We start from the raw sequence: 17,683 nt of genomic DNA, 5'->3' as shown, positions 1-17,683 counted from the left end.
ATATCCTCTTTAAGGCAAGATACCTAATTCTAAGAAACCAAACCCTAGAACAAGAGCGATGATTGCAGCAATAAGAAGCTGTCCCCACCATGAAGCGGCAGGCTGTTTCTTTTTGTACTTAATACACACCATTTCCATTGCAGCAACGGCCCATAGACCGACAAGCAACTTAATAATAACGAGTGCGTCATAGTTTGCATAGCTTGCAAAAAGTGAACCACCTGAATAAAGGACCAATAAATAGTCAACTCGCAAGATCATATGAGAAATTTTTGCTGCTTTCTCATTTCCACTTCTCGTAAATGTTGTAACAAGTGCTACTAAAGCAAAAGCGATTACCCAAGAGGTAATATGTAAATGTGCCAATTGTTTCCCTCCTTTTTACATCTTCAACAATAATAATATCATGTTCTTCTTTTAGTTTCCTAATTGAAACTATTTAAAACCCACTTTTTAATCGTGTGTGTTCAAAAAATTGACAAATGAGAACGTCGACACGAGCACGTCTTGTGCGTCGCAAGACGTTCGAGGCTCGAAAGTTTTGAGGACTACAGCGTATCATTTGGGGGCTTTTTGAACATCCTCTAATAGTGAGAAAATTTCTGTTAAACCTGTTATAATTGTTTATGATGCTTAATTGAAATGGAGGGATAACATGACATTTTCCAGTCAAAACATTATCGACCAAACTCAAGAGTACGGTGCAAAAAACTATCACCCCTTACCAATCGTTATCGCGAAGGCAGAGGGAGTTTGGGTAGAGGATCCTGAAGGTAACCGTTATATGGATATGCTAAGCGCATACTCTGCAGTTAACCAGGGCCACCGCCATCCAAAAATCATCCAAGCGCTTCATGACCAAGCAAGCCGTGTGACCCTTACTTCACGTGCTTTTCATAATGATCAGCTTGGCCCCTGGTATGAAAAGATTTGTAAGCTGACGAATAAAGAAATGGCTCTGCCGATGAACACGGGAGCAGAGGCTGTTGAAACAGCAATTAAGGCCACAAGAAGATGGGCGTACGATGTGAAAGGTGTAGCCGAGGATCAAGCTGAAATTATCGCATGTACAGGGAATTTCCATGGCAGAACGATGTCAGCAGTCTCCTTATCATCAGAGGAAGAATATAAGCGCGGGTTCGGGCCCATGCTTCCTGGAATAAAGGTGATTCCTTATGGTGATATTCTAGCATTGAAAGAGGCCATTAATGAAAATACGGCTGGATTCCTTTTTGAACCTATTCAAGGAGAAGCCGGTATTGTTATGCCTCCGGAAGGCTTCTTAAGGGAAGCTTATGACATCTGTCAAAAAGAAAATGTACTTTACATTGCTGATGAAATCCAAGCAGGTCTTGGTAGAAGCGGAAAAATGTTTGCTTGTGACTGGGAGAATGTTACTCCTGATATGCTGATTCTCGGAAAAGCACTGGGTGGAGGAGTCTTCCCGATATCCTGTGTAGTGGCTAACAAGGATATCCTTGGTGTCTTCAATCCCGGGTCACATGGTTCAACGTTCGGCGGAAACCCACTTGCCTGTGCTGTGTCAGTCGCCTCACTCAATGTCATTGAAGAGGAAAATTTAGTCGATCGCTCACTTGAACTGGGCAATTACATGATGGACGAACTTAAAAAAATTGATAATCCTACTATTAAAGAAGTACGTGGAAAAGGATTATTCATTGGGGTCGAATTAACTGAACCTGCCCGTTCCTATTGTGAAAAGCTGAAAGAAAAAGGGTTGTTGTGTAAAGAAACTCATAAAAATGTCATTCGCTTCGCTCCCCCACTCGTGATCGAGAAGGATGACTTGCAGTGGGCAATTGATCAAATTAAAGAAGTTTTACAATAAAGATTCATTCTTAAAAAGATGGCATCAGGACATGTTTTTTTTACAGCCTGGTGCCATCTTTTAAGTTTGCATTCTGAATTAAAGAATCCCACCTGAAAGCTAATCATTCATTGGTAAGGTAATTTCCAGTTTAAGCTTACTACATAGAAAACCGGATACTAGTAATATTACTCACCGGTTTTAGCGAACCGCTGAATCCGTTCACCTATTTGATCACGAATACGTTGGAACACGCCCCATTTTTCCTCTTCCGTTCCCTCAGCTTTAGCGGGATCATCAAATCCCCAATGCTCTCGTTTGACATGAGGTGGAGTGACCGGACACTTATCTGCGGCGTCTCCACATAGAGTGACGATTAAATCTGCATGATTGAAAATTTCTGGGTCAATGACATCAGATTGTTGGTTTGAAATATCAATATCTATCTCGTTCATGGCTTTAACGGCATTTGGATTTAATCCATGGGCTTCGATGCCAGCACTTTTCACATCCCACTCATCACCCAAATGTTTTTTTGCCCAACCTTCGGCGATTTGACTTCTACAAGAGTTACCCGTACATAAAAAGTAGATTGTTTTTTTAGACATGTGGTGAATTCTCCTTTTTTGTTTTTAATATTTTTTGTAAGACTCCTTCATAATTAAAGGTGTCCTGTTCCCTCAACTCTTGTAACATATCGTTATCTAATCAGGTAAAAGCGTTTTTTTCTATAAAATAAGCCATAACCACAAATATAACCCTGTTAACGTAATAAACAACGTTGGTACAGTGAGGAGAAGACCTATTTTAAAATAATATCCCCATGAAATCTTAACGCCTTTTGTCGAGAGCACATGCAGCCATAGCAATGTCGCTAGCGAACCAATCGGTGTAATCTTCGGCCCTAAATCTGAGCCAATGATGTTGGCATAGATGAGCGCCTCTCTCATCGCACCAGAAGTATTCGTCTCGGCAATCGCTAGCGCATCGATCATAACGGTGGGCATATTGTTCATAATCGATGATAAAATTGCCGCAATGAAGCCCATCGAAACGGTAGCCACAAATAATCCTTGTTCAGCTGTATACTGGATGACATTGGCCAGCACATCCGTTAAGCCAACATTACGCAACCCATAAACAACCACATACATGCCTACGGAGAAAAAGACGATCGCCCACGGAGCACCCTTCACAACGGTTGCGGTCTCAACCGCAACACTCTTTCTCGCCATGATAAGGAAGAAGATCGCAACAATCCCAGCGATGATCGATACCGGAATCCCTAAAGGTTCACTTGCAAAATAACCAAGCAATAACACCGCAAGTACCCCCCAAGACATACGGAACATTTTATGGTCTTGAATCGCCTGCTTAGGTTCTTTAAGTTGATTTAAATCATAGTTACCAGGAATGTTCTTCCTAAAGAAAAGATAAAGCACGAGGATACTCGCACCTATAGAGAAGAAGTTTGGAACGATCATCCGTGACGCATACTCAATAAATCCAATCCCAAAGAAATCTGCCGAAACGATATTCACTAAGTTACTCACAATAAGTGGTAACGAAGCCGTATCTGCGATAAAACCACTCGCCATGATGAACGGCAAGATCATTGCTTCTTTAAAGTTTAAGTTTCTCACCATCGCAAGTACGATTGGTGTGAGAATCAGCGCAGCCCCATCGTTAGCAAAGAGGGCCGCAACGACAGCACCTAGAAGAATGACATAAACAAACATCTTCTTCCCGTTTCCTTTGGCTACTCTAGCCATATGAAGGGCAGCCCACTCAAAAAAACCGATCTCATCAAGAATAAGTGAAATAATGATGATAGCTACAAAGGCTAATGTGGCGTTCCAAACAATGTCGGTTACAGCCAGCACATCTTGAAAATCAACCACACCAAAGAGTAACGCAAGAATCGCTCCCCCACATGCGGACCAGCCAATCCCTAGGTTTTTCGGCTGCCAAATCACTAACACCAGTGTAAGTACAAAAATAAATATGGCTACAATAGCTAAATTCAAATGAATCCCCCTACTCATCGCACTGGATACGTAAACCAGCTTTCTCCAATGCTCGTAATTTCTCTTTCTGATCAGGTATTTGTTCTAAAACTTGTTGAATAATTGGGTATGTAGGATGAGAAGTGTTTAATGAGTAAAAGATCCATTGTCCTCTCCTTTGTTCTTTCACAAGCCCGGCATCCCGAAGCTTCCTCAAATGTTGACTGATGGAAGGCTGACTCATTTTGCAGCACTTCTACAAACTCACACACACAACATGCCCCATCTTTTATTAATCCCATAATCGTTAAGCGTGTTTTATCACCCAAAAGCTTCAATGTTTGAGCAGCATTTTCTAATTCAATCATCGTTTTTTTCATGAACAATCACCTCTCACAATCAGCATATTAGCATATGCTTATATATGCAATAGATGCTGTTCATCGTCCACAAATAACACGTCTCTTCTTACAATTGAAAGTACCCAGGCTATTTTATTAAAAGTGTGTGTTTAAAAAGTTGACGAATGAGAACCTCGACACTAGCACGTTCCTTGTGCGTCGCAAGAAGCTCGGGGCGCAAACGTTTTGAGGACTACAGCGTATGCCTTTCCTACGTGAGGACCGGAAAAACCGAGCAACAAAGAAATTCGCCGTTGAATATTCGGTGACTTTTTGAACATCCTCTAAAAGGCTTTTTCATGGAGTTATCGGGAGGATAGATTACCACTCATCATTTTGCACGTTCTGTAAAGAATAAGTATCACAGCGTATACAATGAATCGGTAGTTAAGGAGAAAGATCTAATGGACAAAACAACAGAAATAAAGAATGCCTTAGAGCGCTTGTCAGATTGGGATCAGAAATTAAATTTTCACAAACCCGTTGAAAAGACTCCCGATATTAAAGCATATCTCAATTATTATAATTTTAACCTTAAGAATGTTGATCTTCATTTTGGAAAGATTGAAATTGATGATAAAGAAGTTATTGTTCAAATATTTAAAGCAATTCACAGCAAAGGTACAGTCTTTTTATTACACGGTTATTTAGAGCATGTCGGTTATTTGAAACATATTATTCAATTTCTTAATAAGCATCAGTACAGTGTAGTCAGCTATGACCTGCAGGGGCATGGGCTTTCTGATGGCAAGAAGGCTTCAGTCGATCATTTCTCTGAGTATGTGTTAACGATGGAAAAATTAATGAGAAAAGCCAGAAAAGAGATGCCGGGTCCTTTTTATGTAATCGGTCATAGTACAGGCGCCGCGATCGTGATCAATTATGTTTTAAAACACCAAAGCGATCAATTCGATAAAGTTATATTGGTTGCGCCACTTATTCGATCAAATCATTGGCATCTGACAAAAGTAAGCTTTTATCTAAGCCGAATTTTCCCTTTCATCGAAGGGATCAATAGACGTTTTCGGGAGAACTCATCGAACCATAAATACCTAAACTTCACTCGTAAGGATCCCTTACAACCGAAGGCAATCCCCTTGAATGGATTGAGGCACTCATAAACTGGAACGAGAAAATCCAGACTTATAGTCCAACAACTACAGATGCTTGTATCATCCAAGGGAACAAGGATAAAACGGTGGAATGGAAATACAATCTCAAATTCGTCAAAGAAAAATTTCATACCTTGCAGGTGGTTCATATAGAAAAAGGAAGACATGCACTGTTTAATGAGTCAAAGCAAATCCGACAAAATGTATTCACGAGAATACACCAATTCTTAAAAATTTAACATCCAGGGTTTGAGGTTATTTTGAACTCCTATCTTCATCACTTAGTATTTATTTCTTCACATAAATTAGACTGTTTTCGATTAAAATATTCCTGCAAAGTTACTTTATAATGAGGAGTGAAATGAGCCTATGAGTAAACGATCAAAATCTAAACGCAACATAAAGAAAGGGAAAGATGCTGTGCAGCCCAGTACAGGAGAAGAGAGAATTACTATCTCAAAAGTGGGTAGAGAATTAGGAGATCGAAAAGAGTAGTATTTACAGGTGTTTAACAAAGACATTTGCCTGTTTCCCAGTGATATAAAACAATGGGAGACAGGCAACTCTATCTACTAATAACTATTTTTGGGTAAAGTTAAACGGATGGTTAAACTAAAATCGACCACGGTTCATTTTAATCTCCCCTTCATGCTTCGCTGTAATGGCTGTTTCTGACGATAAGTTAGCGTACGCCAAAGCCATTCTAGTGGACCAAAACGGAACTTTTTCAGCCAAGCTTTACTTAGGAAAACTTGGGACGTGAAAACAACTAGAACGATGACAACACTTAAAAAAGGAGAAATTTGTCCATATAAACCAAATCCAACAGAATAAAAAAGGAGAAAACAGACGAGTGACTGAAAGATATAATTCGTCAAAGACATGCGCCCTACCCATCTTAATGGATTGATTATCCTCCTTCCCACACTTGTTCTAGACATGAGGGTCAGCGATAAAACGTAAAAGATGGCTGAAGCCGTTCCCCCCACATTGTCTTGCATAAGCTGAAACCATTCAGGATTACCATAGAAGTATGGTCCCGCTTTAAATAAAAGAAAGACAATGCCGGTAATTCCCCACCACTTTTTGATGGAAGCCAGGTGTTGATCTGGCTCATAAAGCCATCGCTCCCTTGCCACATACATTCCAAACAAAAACATAGGAATAAGACTGAAAGCAAGGAAAGGAATGGAACCCATGTTGTTTGCATACGTCCAGTCAGCAGCATTTTGCTGCCAAATATCTAGTAAACTTCCCTCACCATAATTTCGTTTAGCGGCATTGATCGCCTCTAGATTATAAAAACCTCCCAGACGGTCTCGAATAGCATACAAGGAAAGGGTCAAGGGAATTACCAGAATCGCAAGTAAAGAATAAGCCCATAGTAGAAGTGTTCTTTTGGATCTATTAAAAAAGGCAAATAACACTAAGCCAAATACTCCATAAGATAATAAAATATCACCATGCCAAATGAGGAAACTGTGAATGAGTCCAAATCCAATCAAAATGGCCAGTCTTCTTAGAAGAACAGGACGGTAATTCATCCCTTTCTGATCCAGACGATCTTTCATCATTTGCAGACCAAATCCGAACATCAAAGAAAATAATGTATAAAAGCTCGCTTGAAAGAAAATGTCAATCATCGTTTGGACGGCATCACTGGTCAGAGAAGGCCAAAAATGCTCCTCCCCACCATATAAAAAGAATGGAGCATTAAAAGCTGGTACATTAACCATAAATATTCCTAATATAGCTAGACCGCGCGCTGCATCTATCCAATTGAGCCGGTCAGATTCCTTGAGCGGTGTTGCATGTTGTTTCATCGTAAATCCCCCTCATTTATTTTACTTTTTATACGAAATTTTCACAATTACGTTTCATATTTATAGATAAGGAGTTTTCCTATATGCCTGCAAAAGTTGGAATGGTAAAAGTGCTCAGCATCTCTAGCTCCAGTATTTTCAACATTGGGGATGTCTACAGCATGTCACCTGCGGCCTCTGTAAAAACGTTTGCTGGAGGTGGTTCTTTTAATACAGGAAGCGGTATACGGATAAACATTGATCGTTCATCGACATATGTAAATGACAGGGAAGTTGTAGACCAGTCCATCATCAATTCTTAGGGGGAGTTTACATGAACTTAACGATCCACCAGACCATTTCAATCCGGGTTCTAAGGATTGGAACGGTGGCCAATTCATCGATTGTACAAATTGGAAGTTCTGGTGTCATTCAAGCAAAAGCAGATCTTTATAATACAGGTGGATTCACGGAAGCTGCAGAAGTGCCCGAGCCAGCTGGGGGGCAAGTTACAGTACCGGAACTTGGTTCTGCTCCTCTTGTTCCTCTTTCAGTAACATAGGCACATATAACATATTTTTTGCATAGGATAGTAGTGGGGGTGAATGCCATTGAACTACTATCAATCATGGAATGAATGGGTCAAACAAGTCATGAAGCATATACAGGATCAGCAGCAAACAATCGAGCAGCTTACCCAGAAAATTGAGCAATTACAAACACAAGAACACCCTAAGACTGTCATTGAAAAAATTGAATATCATTTTGATCAATTGAAAATTGAAACTCTTGAAGGGACTTTGCAAATTGGACTGACTCCAAATGGTATGGACACCGGAAACATTGAAGATTTATATACACCGCAGTCTTCTGCACCAAAGCATGATCAAGCACTAGATGAACTGATGAATGGCGTTGTCCCTCAGGATATTGATAATTATGCCGCAGAGCATGGCATTCCACTTGCCAATCAACACCGGGAGCAAATCATTGCCGACATAAATAAACAGCTTCCTGAACGATTTAATTTTTATAGAAATCAACACCCTGATCTTGATTCTGTTTCCATAGTTGAGAAGCTGCAGCAAGAAGTTCGTCATTCGGTGACCCAATATTTCACCCATAAAGGAGGAGAGCAGGAATGAACTACACCGTCCACAATTATGGATTGCACATAGGTACCATTGACGTGACAGGGATAGGGTCTTCATCCTTATTCCTCATTGGCGATAGTGAAACCATCCGACTTCATTCTTTTTATGATACACCACCCGAATCGCTAATTATAGGGCAATTTGCCCCTATTGAACAAGAAGGGGATCTTAATGATGAATAAACGAACGGTTGTAACAGAAAATGTTCATGTGAAATCTGTCACCATTAGCTCAGAACTTCTGATTGGCGACTTGGATAGGTTAACCCCTACTTCAAGAGCGATTGCCGTTCAAAGGGAAGCCCCAGAAGTTATTGAAGAGAATGCTGATTTCGATGACTATCCTATTTTTAAGCGGGAATTATCCCCTCCACTCTCTCCTTTATCACTTCCAACCACATTCCATCATAACAATAATGAAATCTGTGTAGGTTCGTTTCATTGTTTAGGGGCTTCAACCGCCTCAGCCATTCAAATAGGCGGGACTAATTACGTTGATGCACTCTCTCGTGTGAAACATATCCGTATTTTAAATGATGAACAGTAGCGCCTTTGCATGCATACTTTGTAGCAATAGGCTCGGGAAGGAGTGCTTTATATGCCATCCATTGTAGGTCCCATTCGCATCAATAGTGTTGGCGGCGGGGTAGTAAACTTTGGAGACGCCTTTTATCTCGCCCCAAAAAGCACGAGCAAAACAAATGCTGGGTCAGGAGCATTAAATACGGGTGATTTTATCTGTACCAATAACGGGCTTAGCTCAACCAACCCTTTTGACCCTGATGTGAACGATCAAAATGTAAGCGCGAACGCTTAACGCAAAAAGGTCCCTAATCACATTTGGGAATGTTCGGATGAGTTCAAGTACGGAACGTCCCGTACCAACTCATAAGCAACCCATATCCTATGGTGTCAAGCAAAAATATGAGTCACTAGTCTTGCGCGACTTTGACATGAAAAGAAGGTATGGTCTGGCCATACCTTCTTTTTAGGCTAAATGTAAATATGGACGAATTTGCTTTCTTTTATTGATATTTTCTTCGGTAGGATTTCCGAGTGGGTATTTTCTTTTCAGGATCCTGTTTCTTTACCCAACGGATATACTTTGCCATGTCAGGGTGATCAGCTAGTCTCTCCAATGTATGATAAAAGCCCGCCAGCTCTTCATTTGTAAATAAGGCATGAATTTGACGGTGACAGGCACTGCACAGGATGGCTGTCGAACCATTCACGCCTCCAAATTGTTTAGGAATCAGATGATGCTCCGTTGTCCTGACCGGCGCTCTTAAACAAAGATCACACGTTTCTTTCACCTTCATCAACCTCCACGAGTAAAGATCCATTAAAGAAGTAGAGGCAGGTTCTCACCACAGGCTGCTTCCATATTCTCTCAAGCGCTGTCTTGTACAACCGAAGTTGTGTTTGATACCTTTCCTTCAGTTGCTCAGGTGCTTCTTCATAGTCTTTATCTATGCGATCACTTTTATAATCTAGAATCAGCCAGCCTTCTTTATATGGAATCATCGCATCAATGACTCCCTGAATAAATACCTTCTCTTCCGTTGGTTCCTGCCAATCCTTATAGACTTCATGGGCTGGCAGCGTCATACTGAAAGGAACTTCCCTCTCAACATACTCTGCCTCTTGGGCCAGCTTGCCAATCGGTGTTTGAAAAAAGTTGGCAATCGCTTCAGCATCGATAACATCAGCTTCTTCTCGCCTCAGTAACTCTCTCATAACAAGTTGCTCGACAAATTCTTCAACATCTTCAACTGTATGATCTTTATGGAGCGGAATATGCTGCATGACCGTATGCATGGCACTTCCTTTCTCCCCTGCTGTTAAGCTTTGGCCTTCCTGCATAAACCGTGGTCTTTTTACAATAGGAGAGCGATGGGGGGTGAGAAGCTGGTCGCTTGAATACTCATCCTTTGTTTCACGCTGTCGTTTAACCTCCGTCACGGACTGCTTAGCTCGAGACATGGCCGCCTTCTTGTACGGATATTGATAATTCAGCCTTGCTGTTATCAATTCATTTTCTGATTCTGTTGGGAGAGGGCTCCAATCCGATATGTGCTCATATACTTGCTCGTCTCGCTGCTTTTCAAGCTCACTGATCTCAGCATAATCCTTTTTATGCTTCAATATCACTTGCCACTCGGAGGCATCTTTTTCAATCGCTTCTTCCGTTTTAACCATCACATGTTCTTCGCGTAGTGAATCGGTATCCTGATGGCGAATCAACGCAGCCCCTACCCAGTCAAGGTAAGATTTTGCATCAAGACGCTCGTGGGGAGGCAATACCCAATTTTTCCTTTCAACAAACGTCTCCCACTTTTGCTGTTTTTTCTCAAAAGAGGCTACGCTTCCAATCATGAGCAGTTTTTCCTTCGCCCTCGTTAACGCTACATATAACACCCGCATCTCTTCGGCTAAAAGTTCCCTGAGCTTAATCCGCTTCAAGGCATGGTAGGCGAGCGTTGGATACATCAGGCGCTTCTCTGGATTAATATAACGCGAACCGAAGCCATAGTCTTTGTGGAGTAAATAACGATTATTTAAATCCATCATATTGAACTGCTTGTCCATGGCTCCTAAGATAACAACAGGGAACTCAAGTCCCTTACTTTTGTGAATCGTCATGATCCTTACAACGTCCTCTTGCTCACCAAGAGCCCGAGCTGCTCCAAGGTCATCACCTCGTTCTTCCATTCTTTCAATGAAACGCAAGAAGCGGAATAACCCACGGAATGAGGTAGATTCATATGATTTTGCCCGGTCATACAATGCCCGGAGGTTGGCCTGGCGCTGTCTTCCGCCTGGCATCCCGCCGACGAAATCATAATAGCCGGTTTCACGGAGAATCTCCCAAATCAAATCAGCTAACGCACCTTGGCGAGCTCGTTCTCTAAAGCCGCCCAACTGTTGTAAAAAACGCTGTACTTTCTGACGTGTCTTCGGCTGGTCATGGTAATCACGGATCGATTCATAGTAGCTTACCTTTTGGTTCTCCAAGCGAAGCTGCATTAATTCATCTTCATCGAGTCCGACAATAGGTGATTTAAGCACGGAAGCAAGCGGAATATCCTGCATCGGATTATCGATCACTTTTAACAAGTTAAGCATGACTTTTACTTCAATGGCTTCAAAATAACCCGTTGATAGTTCGGCATACACTGGGATCCCTTGCTTCTTCAGTTCATCGACAATTGTGGGCGCCCACGTCATAGACCTCATCAAAATAACGATATCTCGATATTGCACAGGCCGCTTCATACTGGTGGCTTTGTCCACAACCATCAGCGGCGTCTCTTCCCCATGTCCAAGCCATTTGCGAATATTTTCCCCGTAGGCTCTTGCCTCAATTTGGGCTTTCTCCAGATCTTCATAGCCCTCTTCGTCTTCAGCCTCTTCATCTTTCGTTTCACGGTCGATAATGAACAGTTCAGCTTTGGCATCCTCACTCGTCCATTCATCATAGATCATATTACTGTAAATAAGTTCGGCTTCCGGCTCATATTCCATTTCACCAACATCTTCATCTAATAACTGCCGGAAGATATAGTTCGTTGCATCAAGCACCTGCTTACGGCTTCTGAAGTTGCGAGCAAGATCAATTCGTTCTCCCGCGTCAGGACTCTCGCCATAGCTTTTGTATTTTGTTAAAAATAGTGAAGGCTCGGCATGTCTAAATCGATAAATGCTTTGCTTCACATCACCAACCATGAATAATTGACCAGCATTCTGACCATCTGTTAACAGACGAAGCAATGTTTCTTGAACAAGGTTGGTATCCTGATACTCATCAATTAACACCTCAGTAAACTGATCGTGAAAGCTTCTTGCTACAGAGGAAGGCACAGGATTTTCTTTTGTAGACGACTCATCTAACAAAATCTGCAAACAGTAATGCTCAAGATCTGAGAAATCTACCAACGCCTTTTCTTTCTTCAAAAGGCGGTAGCGTTCGTGAAAATCTTTGATGACGACAGCAAGCTGTTCCATGACAGGGTGTAGCTCATGCATGTCTTTCAAATAGCTGTCGAGTGTACGCTGAAACCATTCATCTTTCATATCATTCCAGCGTTTTTTATACCCGTTTCTGATGTCCTTAGCTCGTTCCTTCTTGTCTTCATCACATTCCATCTTCTTGCGAGAAAGGGAGGCAAATTTGCTTGTGCTGATATAGCTTTGCAGTTCATTCCAGGATATGGCATGAGCCCCTTTGGCCTGTTGAATCATTTCAAGATCCTGAACGGCGGTTTCTCCGTAGCTTGACGGGCCATCAGGTTCACGAGTAAGCTCAAGCAATTGGTGAGCCTCTGTTTCAATCGCATTGAGCCGACTCGTCACATCTCTCTTTAAATGGGAGAGCCAAACCAGCTCATCCTCGTTCTCGACCTGATCCACCTTATACATGTCGACCATCTCATCGAGCCATTGCTCAGGCCATGGATTTTGCATGGCAAATGTATATAGATTGAGCACTAGTTTTTCCACATCTACATCACTGCGGTCACTTGAAAAGCGATCAACAACATCAAAAAAGCGATCGCGCTCCTCCCCCTCTTTGCCATACCAATCTTCAAATAAATCCTCGAGCACTTCCTGCCTGATTAAATCGGCTTCAATATCATCGGCAATCCTGAATCCGGGATCAAGGTCAAGCAAATAGGCGTTTTTTCTTACTACCTCCATGCAAAAAGAGTGTAACGTAGAGATCGAGGCATTTTGCACGAGAGACAGCTGCTTTTTCAAATGCTGTGAGCCTGGATTCTCTTCAAGTGCCTGACTTAATGCCTGGCCGACACGGTTTCTCATTTCCTGTGCAGCCGCATTCGTAAATGTTACGACGAGCAGAGAATCAATGTTCACAGGGGCTGTTTTATGAAGCAGCTTCTGAATAATCCTCTCCACTAAAACTGCTGTCTTCCCTGATCCTGCGGCAGCTGCTACCAGGACGTTAGTTCCTTCTGTATATATCGCACGTTCTTGCTCTTCAGTCCAGCTTACCAAATGGATTCTCCCCTCTCTTCATTATTTGTTGAATCACTTCTTCTTCCTTCCATTCCTTAAGCTTACGATAATCATTATCCTCAAGGGACGGATCGAATTGGCATACGGAGCGGAAAGGACAGTAATCACAGGCACTATGCTGCCCCTTTTGATAAGGATTGAGGTCAACCTCTCCTTCTGTCACCCGTTGTCCCGCTTCTGTCATTACCTCGCGGATATAGCTTCTTAAGTCGTTAAACTTATCTGCTTCCACTGTTTTTGAACCTTTATAAAAGCCGCCATTTGCTTTAAGCCCAGCCGGAATAATTTGGCTTCTGCCTTTTTCAAGACCCGTATCCATCATCTGGACAAGCTGCTCATTCTCAAGTAAGAGACCCTTCATTTTAAATTTCTTAAGGATCTCTTCTTCTATTTGATCATCTGCAAGCATCTGCTTTCCTGACACCATTGGGTTGTGGACATGAAAATACAGCACCCCCGCCGGTAACGCCGGTGCCCCCAGCCAATGTTCAGCATTTGTTAGAACGACATCCAAATAAGCGAGCATCTGTAAAGCAAGTCCATAGTACACATCGGTCAAATCCAGCCCTTTTTCACTAGATTTATAGTCAATGATTCGCAAGTAGAGTTGTTGTTCATTTAAAGCACGATCAACCCTGTCAATACGCCCTCTCAACATGAGGTCATGGCCGTTTGGAAGTGCAAGCGATAAAGGCGGAAGCTTTGAATCCGGCCCCGTGCCAAATCCAAGTTCGAGACCAACTGGTGAGAAACGACTCTTTCGGGCCTGCTCACTTAACATAAAGGCCGCACGTGCTACGACTCCCTCAAGCTTGTGCTTAATGTAGTGATGGCGGTTTGAACTGTGTAAGATCTGGTTTTGCAAAATAGGTGCGAGCTTGTTGATCACTCGTTCGGCATAGTGAGTTGTTTCATTCTTACCGAGTTCGGCAAAATCACGGCCTTCCTGCTGTACCCATTCGGTAATTTGTTTTAAAGCCTCATGGAAGAGCTGTCCGATGTCTGGTGCATCAAGCTTGTATGTTTTACGCTCCTTCAAATTCAAACTATGTTGTGAGAAGTATTGATAGGAACAACGATGATAGGTTTCAAGCCGTGACACACTTGTCTTAAGTGGGCCCTCAAACATCCGTTTCTTTGTATCTTGGGCCAAATTGACGGGCTGATTTTTATAAAACAAACTGTGTAAAATCCGATTCGTTAATCCATTCTTTTCCTCGTCTTCTATATACCAATTGAGCACATTCCACCAAACGGGCTGAATCGGGTATCCTCGTAAATAACGCGAAAGTTGTGAGGTTAAAGCCGACCTCGTTTTGACAGGCGTCGTGATAAACCTTGTCGCGTCTTCAACATCGTCAGGATCCTGAAGAAGGAGATGTTTTTGTACGGATGGAAACAACTCATCTACCCGCTGAATGATCTGTGAGGGAACTTTAGATTTGCCTTCCTCATTACTTAAAGGATAGCTGATCCATAACTGATCCGAAGCCATTGTCAACGCTAAATACATGTAAAACCGATCATCAAGGAGCTGTCGATTGGTACCATCAGCTAACTTGAGTCCACTTTCAGCAAGAAGGGAACGCTCCCGCTCGGACATCATGCTATCTCCTGTTGGTTTCAGCGGCCAAACCCCGTCTGTGACACCTAATAAGAAAGAAGCTTTGATCCCAGTGATACGGGAACGGTCCACGTTCCCTACGACTAGATGATCCATACTTGGAGGGACGTGTGCGAAGGTGAGTGACTCTAGTCCGCTTTCCAACGTGCTTCTAAACACTTGCATTGATATACCTTCATCCCCAGCCATTTCAACCATTTCATCTAACAGTTGAAGCACCGCATCCCATACTTGCTCCTGTTCGCGCGCATGCTCTATTTCGCCTTTTTCATCGTAATGGTCACGCCATGTTTCCAGTTGGGCGGGAATGTTCATTGAATCTAACCAAATGTAGACGGCTCGAGCTCGTTCCTCGATCGTGTTTGCCTCTCTAATGGATTGGTCAAAAGGTTCGAGGACACGAGTCACCTGCTCACGATATGCATTGATTCGCTCCTGCTTTTGTTTTTCATCATCCGTTTGTGAAGCCTGGTCAAACCCTCTAAACCGTTGATATACCCACGGTTCTTTGCTAAACCAACGTTCACGCCGGCGAATGCCGTACTCGAGCACATAGTTCTCAAGCTCATCTATCGCATCTGCTGTTAAAGGATGCCTGGAATCCTTTACTGGAATAAGTCCCGTTTTAAGTAAGCGGAACACAGCATCGTAACGAAAGTTTCCCTCTATAACATCTAATCCAGATCGAATCAGCTCCACAACTGGATGGTTCAACATCGTCTTTTTTTCATCGATAAAAACTGGAATTCCATAGTCTTTAAACAATGTTTCAATTAAACTATGATAGACCTCAGGTTCACGCATGAGTACAGCCATATCCTTATAGCGAAAGCCCTCTTCTCTAATCAGGCGCAGAATTTCCTGGGCGACACCTTCAACCTCCGCCCTTGGATGCGCAGCTTCTGCAATCTGAATAGCTGCCTCTCCTTTATACACAGGAGCGGGCCGCTCATCAAAATAACGCTCAAGGTGCAGTAAAGCAGGGCGCCCCTGCAAACGTCCGTGGTTATGATCAAGCTCGATAATACTTTCCACTTCCACTCCTGCTTGCTCAGCCAGCTGCTTTAATGTAAAGTATGTTTCTTTCGTTTCGTGAAACAAATCTAATTCTTCATTTCCCTCGTGGTCGGGAGTTTCCATCGTCAACGTAACAAGTATACGATTTGCTTTTTTTAGCAATGCTTCAATAACCGTATATTCCTGTGGTGTAAAACTATGGAACCCATCTAAATAGACGTCCGCCCCTTCGAGAAACTGGGCTTCAGGAATTTTATCAGCAAGAAGCTGAAGCTGATCCTCGCTATCTATATACTGTTCCCTTAAAGCATCCGTGAGATGTTCAAATATATACGATAAATCATCAAGCTTATCTCGCAAACCCTCTTCATGACTCGTTTTATGTACAATATGATCCATCGCACTTATCTGCATCTGCAACGTTTCCGGCGAGATGTTATAGCGTTTAAATTCCGTGATCATCCCTTCAAGCTGCTCAATAAACCCTTGCTTTTCAACGGCCTTTTGAAAAACTCTCCAGTCCGATTTCCGCTCTTCAACAATTTTTCGGAGCATCATTTGTACACCGGTTGAGCTGATAAACTTCTTCGTCCCGCCTCCAGTCTCTTGAAACACACGCCAGGCCAGACGGGAAAAACTGAATACTTGAGCCCTAATTGATCCTTCAAGTCCGTCCCGTTTCAGCAAGGCATATTCCTGTTGAAAGGTCATTTGGTCTGGAACAATATACATGATAGACCGACCCTTAGGATCATCTTTTAGCTTTGCTTCAATTTCATCTAAGACTCGTACTCCCTTTCCAGTACCGGAACGTCCAAGCAAAAACTGTATCGCCATTTGATGTAGCCCCTTTTCAGTTATTTTCCTCTTCTTCTAGTATCCTTTATTTTAGGGGATATGGTCAATCATTGCAGTTTTTTATCGGCAGGAAATTGAAGGAATCAAAGAGATTTTGCAAAAAGGGTGTAATCAGTTTCAGGACAACCATTTAGTATTCAAGATGTGTTTTGATTGTCTGAATTTTTATTGTTCCTTAACGCCAAGTGATTGTTCCCTAACGCTGTTACGATGACTAGATGTGATAAAAGCCTGGGAAACTAAAAAGCCGCCCAGCTGCGGACGGCTTTTGTAACATTTACTTAAATTGTAGTTCAACTTGTGAAAAGGGCCAGTAACGCACATCCACTTTTCCGACAATACTTTCAACAGGTACAAATCCAAAGTAACGACTATCTAAGCTGTCCCTACGGTTATCACCCATTACAAACAGGTTCCCCTCCGGAACCACACTTTGATCTGTTACCCCTTCAAGGGTGAAATTTCTCGTGAACAACTCCCCATCATCTGGTCGCAATTCCTCTAAATAGGGCTCTGGAACTGGTTGGTGATTTACGTATAATACATCATTCCTAAAGGCTATATGATCTCCTTCTACGCCAATCACTCGTTTAACGTAATCTTCAGTCTCATTTGCATGAAAAACAATAACGTCTTCGCGATCTACACCTTGCCAATCATAGACTACCTTATTAACCATTAATAGATTCCCATCATACAGAGTAGGCTCCATAGATTCACCATCTACAACATAACTCGCAAATAAATACGACTTTAATACGAACGCCAACAACAATGCAAGCAGCACAGCACGGATGATACTGCGATATTTTTTCATTAATCTATCCTCCAGCCCATGTTCTTAC

General features: G+C 42.3%; 17 protein-coding genes and 1 pseudogene. 9 read left to right on the top strand and 9 right to left on the bottom strand.

Annotated features, from left to right (window positions below):
• Positions 1-9 precede the first annotated feature (9 nt).
• Entirely contained in the window at positions 10-366 is a 357-nt protein-coding gene (locus tag MUO14_RS20705) for a YisL family protein (protein WP_244752411.1), read from the bottom strand.
• 289 nt (positions 367-655) lie between these two features.
• On the opposite strand from MUO14_RS20705, the gene MUO14_RS20700 reads away from it, so the two are divergent.
• Positions 656-1,849 carry an ornithine--oxo-acid transaminase gene (locus MUO14_RS20700; protein WP_244752410.1) on the top strand — a complete coding sequence of 398 codons (1,194 nt, stop codon included), beginning with the start codon at positions 656-658 and terminating at the stop codon, positions 1,847-1,849.
• A gap of 167 nt (positions 1,850-2,016) precedes the next feature.
• Here the strand turns inward: MUO14_RS20700 and arsC are convergent, their stop codons facing one another.
• From arsC to MUO14_RS20685, 3 genes and pseudogenes are all read right to left on the bottom strand, one after another.
• The gene (arsC, locus tag MUO14_RS20695) at positions 2,017-2,436 is read right to left on the bottom strand and encodes an arsenate reductase (thioredoxin) (RefSeq protein ID WP_244752409.1); all 420 of its coding nucleotides are present in this window, start codon (positions 2,434-2,436) and stop codon (positions 2,017-2,019) included.
• Between the two features lie 120 nt (positions 2,437-2,556).
• On the bottom strand, positions 2,557-3,855 hold the full coding sequence (locus MUO14_RS20690) for an arsenic transporter (protein ID WP_244752408.1): 1,299 nt from the start codon (positions 3,853-3,855) through the stop codon (positions 2,557-2,559).
• Positions 3,856-3,865: 10 nt separating this feature from the next.
• Positions 3,866-4,214, bottom strand: a pseudogene (locus MUO14_RS20685) (ArsR/SmtB family transcription factor).
• 425 nt (positions 4,215-4,639) lie between these two features.
• Here MUO14_RS20685 and MUO14_RS20680 point away from each other — a divergent pair.
• Together MUO14_RS20680 and MUO14_RS24430 are read left to right on the top strand one after the other, a co-directional pair.
• Positions 4,640-5,356: an alpha/beta hydrolase gene (locus MUO14_RS20680; protein WP_244752407.1), complete on the top strand. Its 717-nt coding sequence runs from the start codon at positions 4,640-4,642 to the stop codon at positions 5,354-5,356.
• A 360-nt stretch (positions 5,357-5,716) separates the two neighbouring features.
• Entirely contained in the window at positions 5,717-5,842 is a 126-nt protein-coding gene (locus MUO14_RS24430) for a hypothetical protein (protein WP_255822139.1), read from the top strand.
• A gap of 134 nt (positions 5,843-5,976) precedes the next feature.
• Here the strand turns inward: MUO14_RS24430 and MUO14_RS20675 are convergent, their stop codons facing one another.
• A complete protein-coding gene (locus MUO14_RS20675; protein ID WP_244752406.1) occupies positions 5,977-7,170 on the bottom strand; it encodes a DUF418 domain-containing protein in 1,194 nt (397 codons plus the stop codon).
• Positions 7,171-7,253: 83 nt separating this feature from the next.
• On the opposite strand from MUO14_RS20675, the gene MUO14_RS20670 reads away from it, so the two are divergent.
• Genes MUO14_RS20670 through MUO14_RS20645 form a run of 6 tightly spaced genes read left to right on the top strand, consistent with a single transcriptional unit; the run spans position 7,254 to position 9,119 of the window.
• Positions 7,254-7,472 (top strand): spore germination protein, encoded by a 219-nt coding sequence (locus tag MUO14_RS20670; RefSeq protein WP_244752405.1) that lies wholly within the window; start codon positions 7,254-7,256, stop codon positions 7,470-7,472.
• An 11-nt stretch (positions 7,473-7,483) separates the two neighbouring features.
• On the top strand, positions 7,484-7,711 hold the full coding sequence (locus MUO14_RS20665) for a spore germination protein GerPB (protein ID WP_244752404.1): 228 nt from the start codon (positions 7,484-7,486) through the stop codon (positions 7,709-7,711).
• A 49-nt stretch (positions 7,712-7,760) separates the two neighbouring features.
• Positions 7,761-8,294, top strand: a complete 534-nt coding sequence (gerPC, locus tag MUO14_RS20660) for a spore germination protein GerPC (protein WP_244752403.1) — start codon at positions 7,761-7,763, stop codon at positions 8,292-8,294.
• Entirely contained in the window at positions 8,291-8,485 is a 195-nt protein-coding gene (locus MUO14_RS20655; protein ID WP_244752402.1) for a spore gernimation protein GerPD, read from the top strand. The genes gerPC and MUO14_RS20655 overlap by 4 nt, the downstream gene beginning before the upstream one ends.
• Entirely contained in the window at positions 8,478-8,849 is a 372-nt protein-coding gene (locus MUO14_RS20650; RefSeq protein WP_244752401.1) for a spore germination protein GerPE, read from the top strand. Before MUO14_RS20655 ends, MUO14_RS20650 begins: the two co-directional genes overlap by 8 nt.
• A gap of 51 nt (positions 8,850-8,900) precedes the next feature.
• Positions 8,901-9,119, top strand: coding sequence for a spore germination protein (locus MUO14_RS20645; RefSeq protein ID WP_244752400.1), 219 nt, complete (start codon positions 8,901-8,903; stop codon positions 9,117-9,119).
• Positions 9,120-9,327: 208 nt separating this feature from the next.
• Here the strand turns inward: MUO14_RS20645 and MUO14_RS20640 are convergent, their stop codons facing one another.
• The 4 genes from MUO14_RS20640 to lepB form a co-directional block, all read right to left on the bottom strand.
• The gene (locus MUO14_RS20640; RefSeq protein ID WP_244752399.1) at positions 9,328-9,621 is read right to left on the bottom strand and encodes an HNH endonuclease; all 294 of its coding nucleotides are present in this window, start codon (positions 9,619-9,621) and stop codon (positions 9,328-9,330) included.
• Positions 9,599-13,318 carry a helicase-exonuclease AddAB subunit AddA gene (gene addA / locus MUO14_RS20635; RefSeq protein WP_244752398.1) on the bottom strand — a complete coding sequence of 1,240 codons (3,720 nt, stop codon included), beginning with the start codon at positions 13,316-13,318 and terminating at the stop codon, positions 9,599-9,601. The genes MUO14_RS20640 and addA overlap by 23 nt, the downstream gene beginning before the upstream one ends.
• Positions 13,302-16,817, bottom strand: coding sequence for a helicase-exonuclease AddAB subunit AddB (gene addB, locus MUO14_RS20630; RefSeq protein ID WP_244752397.1), 3,516 nt, complete (start codon positions 16,815-16,817; stop codon positions 13,302-13,304). Before addB ends, addA begins: the two co-directional genes overlap by 17 nt.
• 298 nt (positions 16,818-17,115) lie before the next feature.
• Positions 17,116-17,655, bottom strand: a complete 540-nt coding sequence (lepB, locus tag MUO14_RS20625) for a signal peptidase I (RefSeq protein WP_244752396.1) — start codon at positions 17,653-17,655, stop codon at positions 17,116-17,118.
• Positions 17,656-17,683 lie beyond the last annotated feature (28 nt).

The sequence above is a fragment of the Halobacillus shinanisalinarum genome, assembly GCF_022919835.1.
Taxonomy (GTDB): Bacteria; Bacillota; Bacilli; order Bacillales; family Halobacillaceae; genus Halobacillus_A; species Halobacillus_A shinanisalinarum.
Note: the sequence above shows the minus strand (reverse complement) of the source record. Positions and strands in the feature narration are given on the sequence as shown.

Coding starts and splice junctions, on each gene's coding strand:
- MUO14_RS20700 (WP_244752410.1), top strand. CDS start 656: ATGACATTTTCCAGTCAAAACATTATCGACCAAACTCAAGAGTACGGT.
- MUO14_RS20640 (WP_244752399.1), bottom strand. CDS start 9,621: ATGAAGGTGAAAGAAACGTGTGATCTTTGTTTAAGAGCGCCGGTCAGG.
- MUO14_RS20670 (WP_244752405.1), top strand. CDS start 7,254: ATGCCTGCAAAAGTTGGAATGGTAAAAGTGCTCAGCATCTCTAGCTCC.
- arsC (WP_244752409.1), bottom strand. CDS start 2,436: ATGTCTAAAAAAACAATCTACTTTTTATGTACGGGTAACTCTTGTAGA.
- MUO14_RS20645 (WP_244752400.1), top strand. CDS start 8,901: ATGCCATCCATTGTAGGTCCCATTCGCATCAATAGTGTTGGCGGCGGG.
- MUO14_RS20680 (WP_244752407.1), top strand. CDS start 4,640: ATGGACAAAACAACAGAAATAAAGAATGCCTTAGAGCGCTTGTCAGAT.
- MUO14_RS24430 (WP_255822139.1), top strand. CDS start 5,717: ATGAGTAAACGATCAAAATCTAAACGCAACATAAAGAAAGGGAAAGAT.
- MUO14_RS20665 (WP_244752404.1), top strand. CDS start 7,484: ATGAACTTAACGATCCACCAGACCATTTCAATCCGGGTTCTAAGGATT.
- MUO14_RS20655 (WP_244752402.1), top strand. CDS start 8,291: ATGAACTACACCGTCCACAATTATGGATTGCACATAGGTACCATTGAC.
- lepB (WP_244752396.1), bottom strand. CDS start 17,655: ATGAAAAAATATCGCAGTATCATCCGTGCTGTGCTGCTTGCATTGTTG.
- addB (WP_244752397.1), bottom strand. CDS start 16,817: ATGGCGATACAGTTTTTGCTTGGACGTTCCGGTACTGGAAAGGGAGTA.
- MUO14_RS20650 (WP_244752401.1), top strand. CDS start 8,478: ATGAATAAACGAACGGTTGTAACAGAAAATGTTCATGTGAAATCTGTC.
- MUO14_RS20675 (WP_244752406.1), bottom strand. CDS start 7,170: ATGAAACAACATGCAACACCGCTCAAGGAATCTGACCGGCTCAATTGG.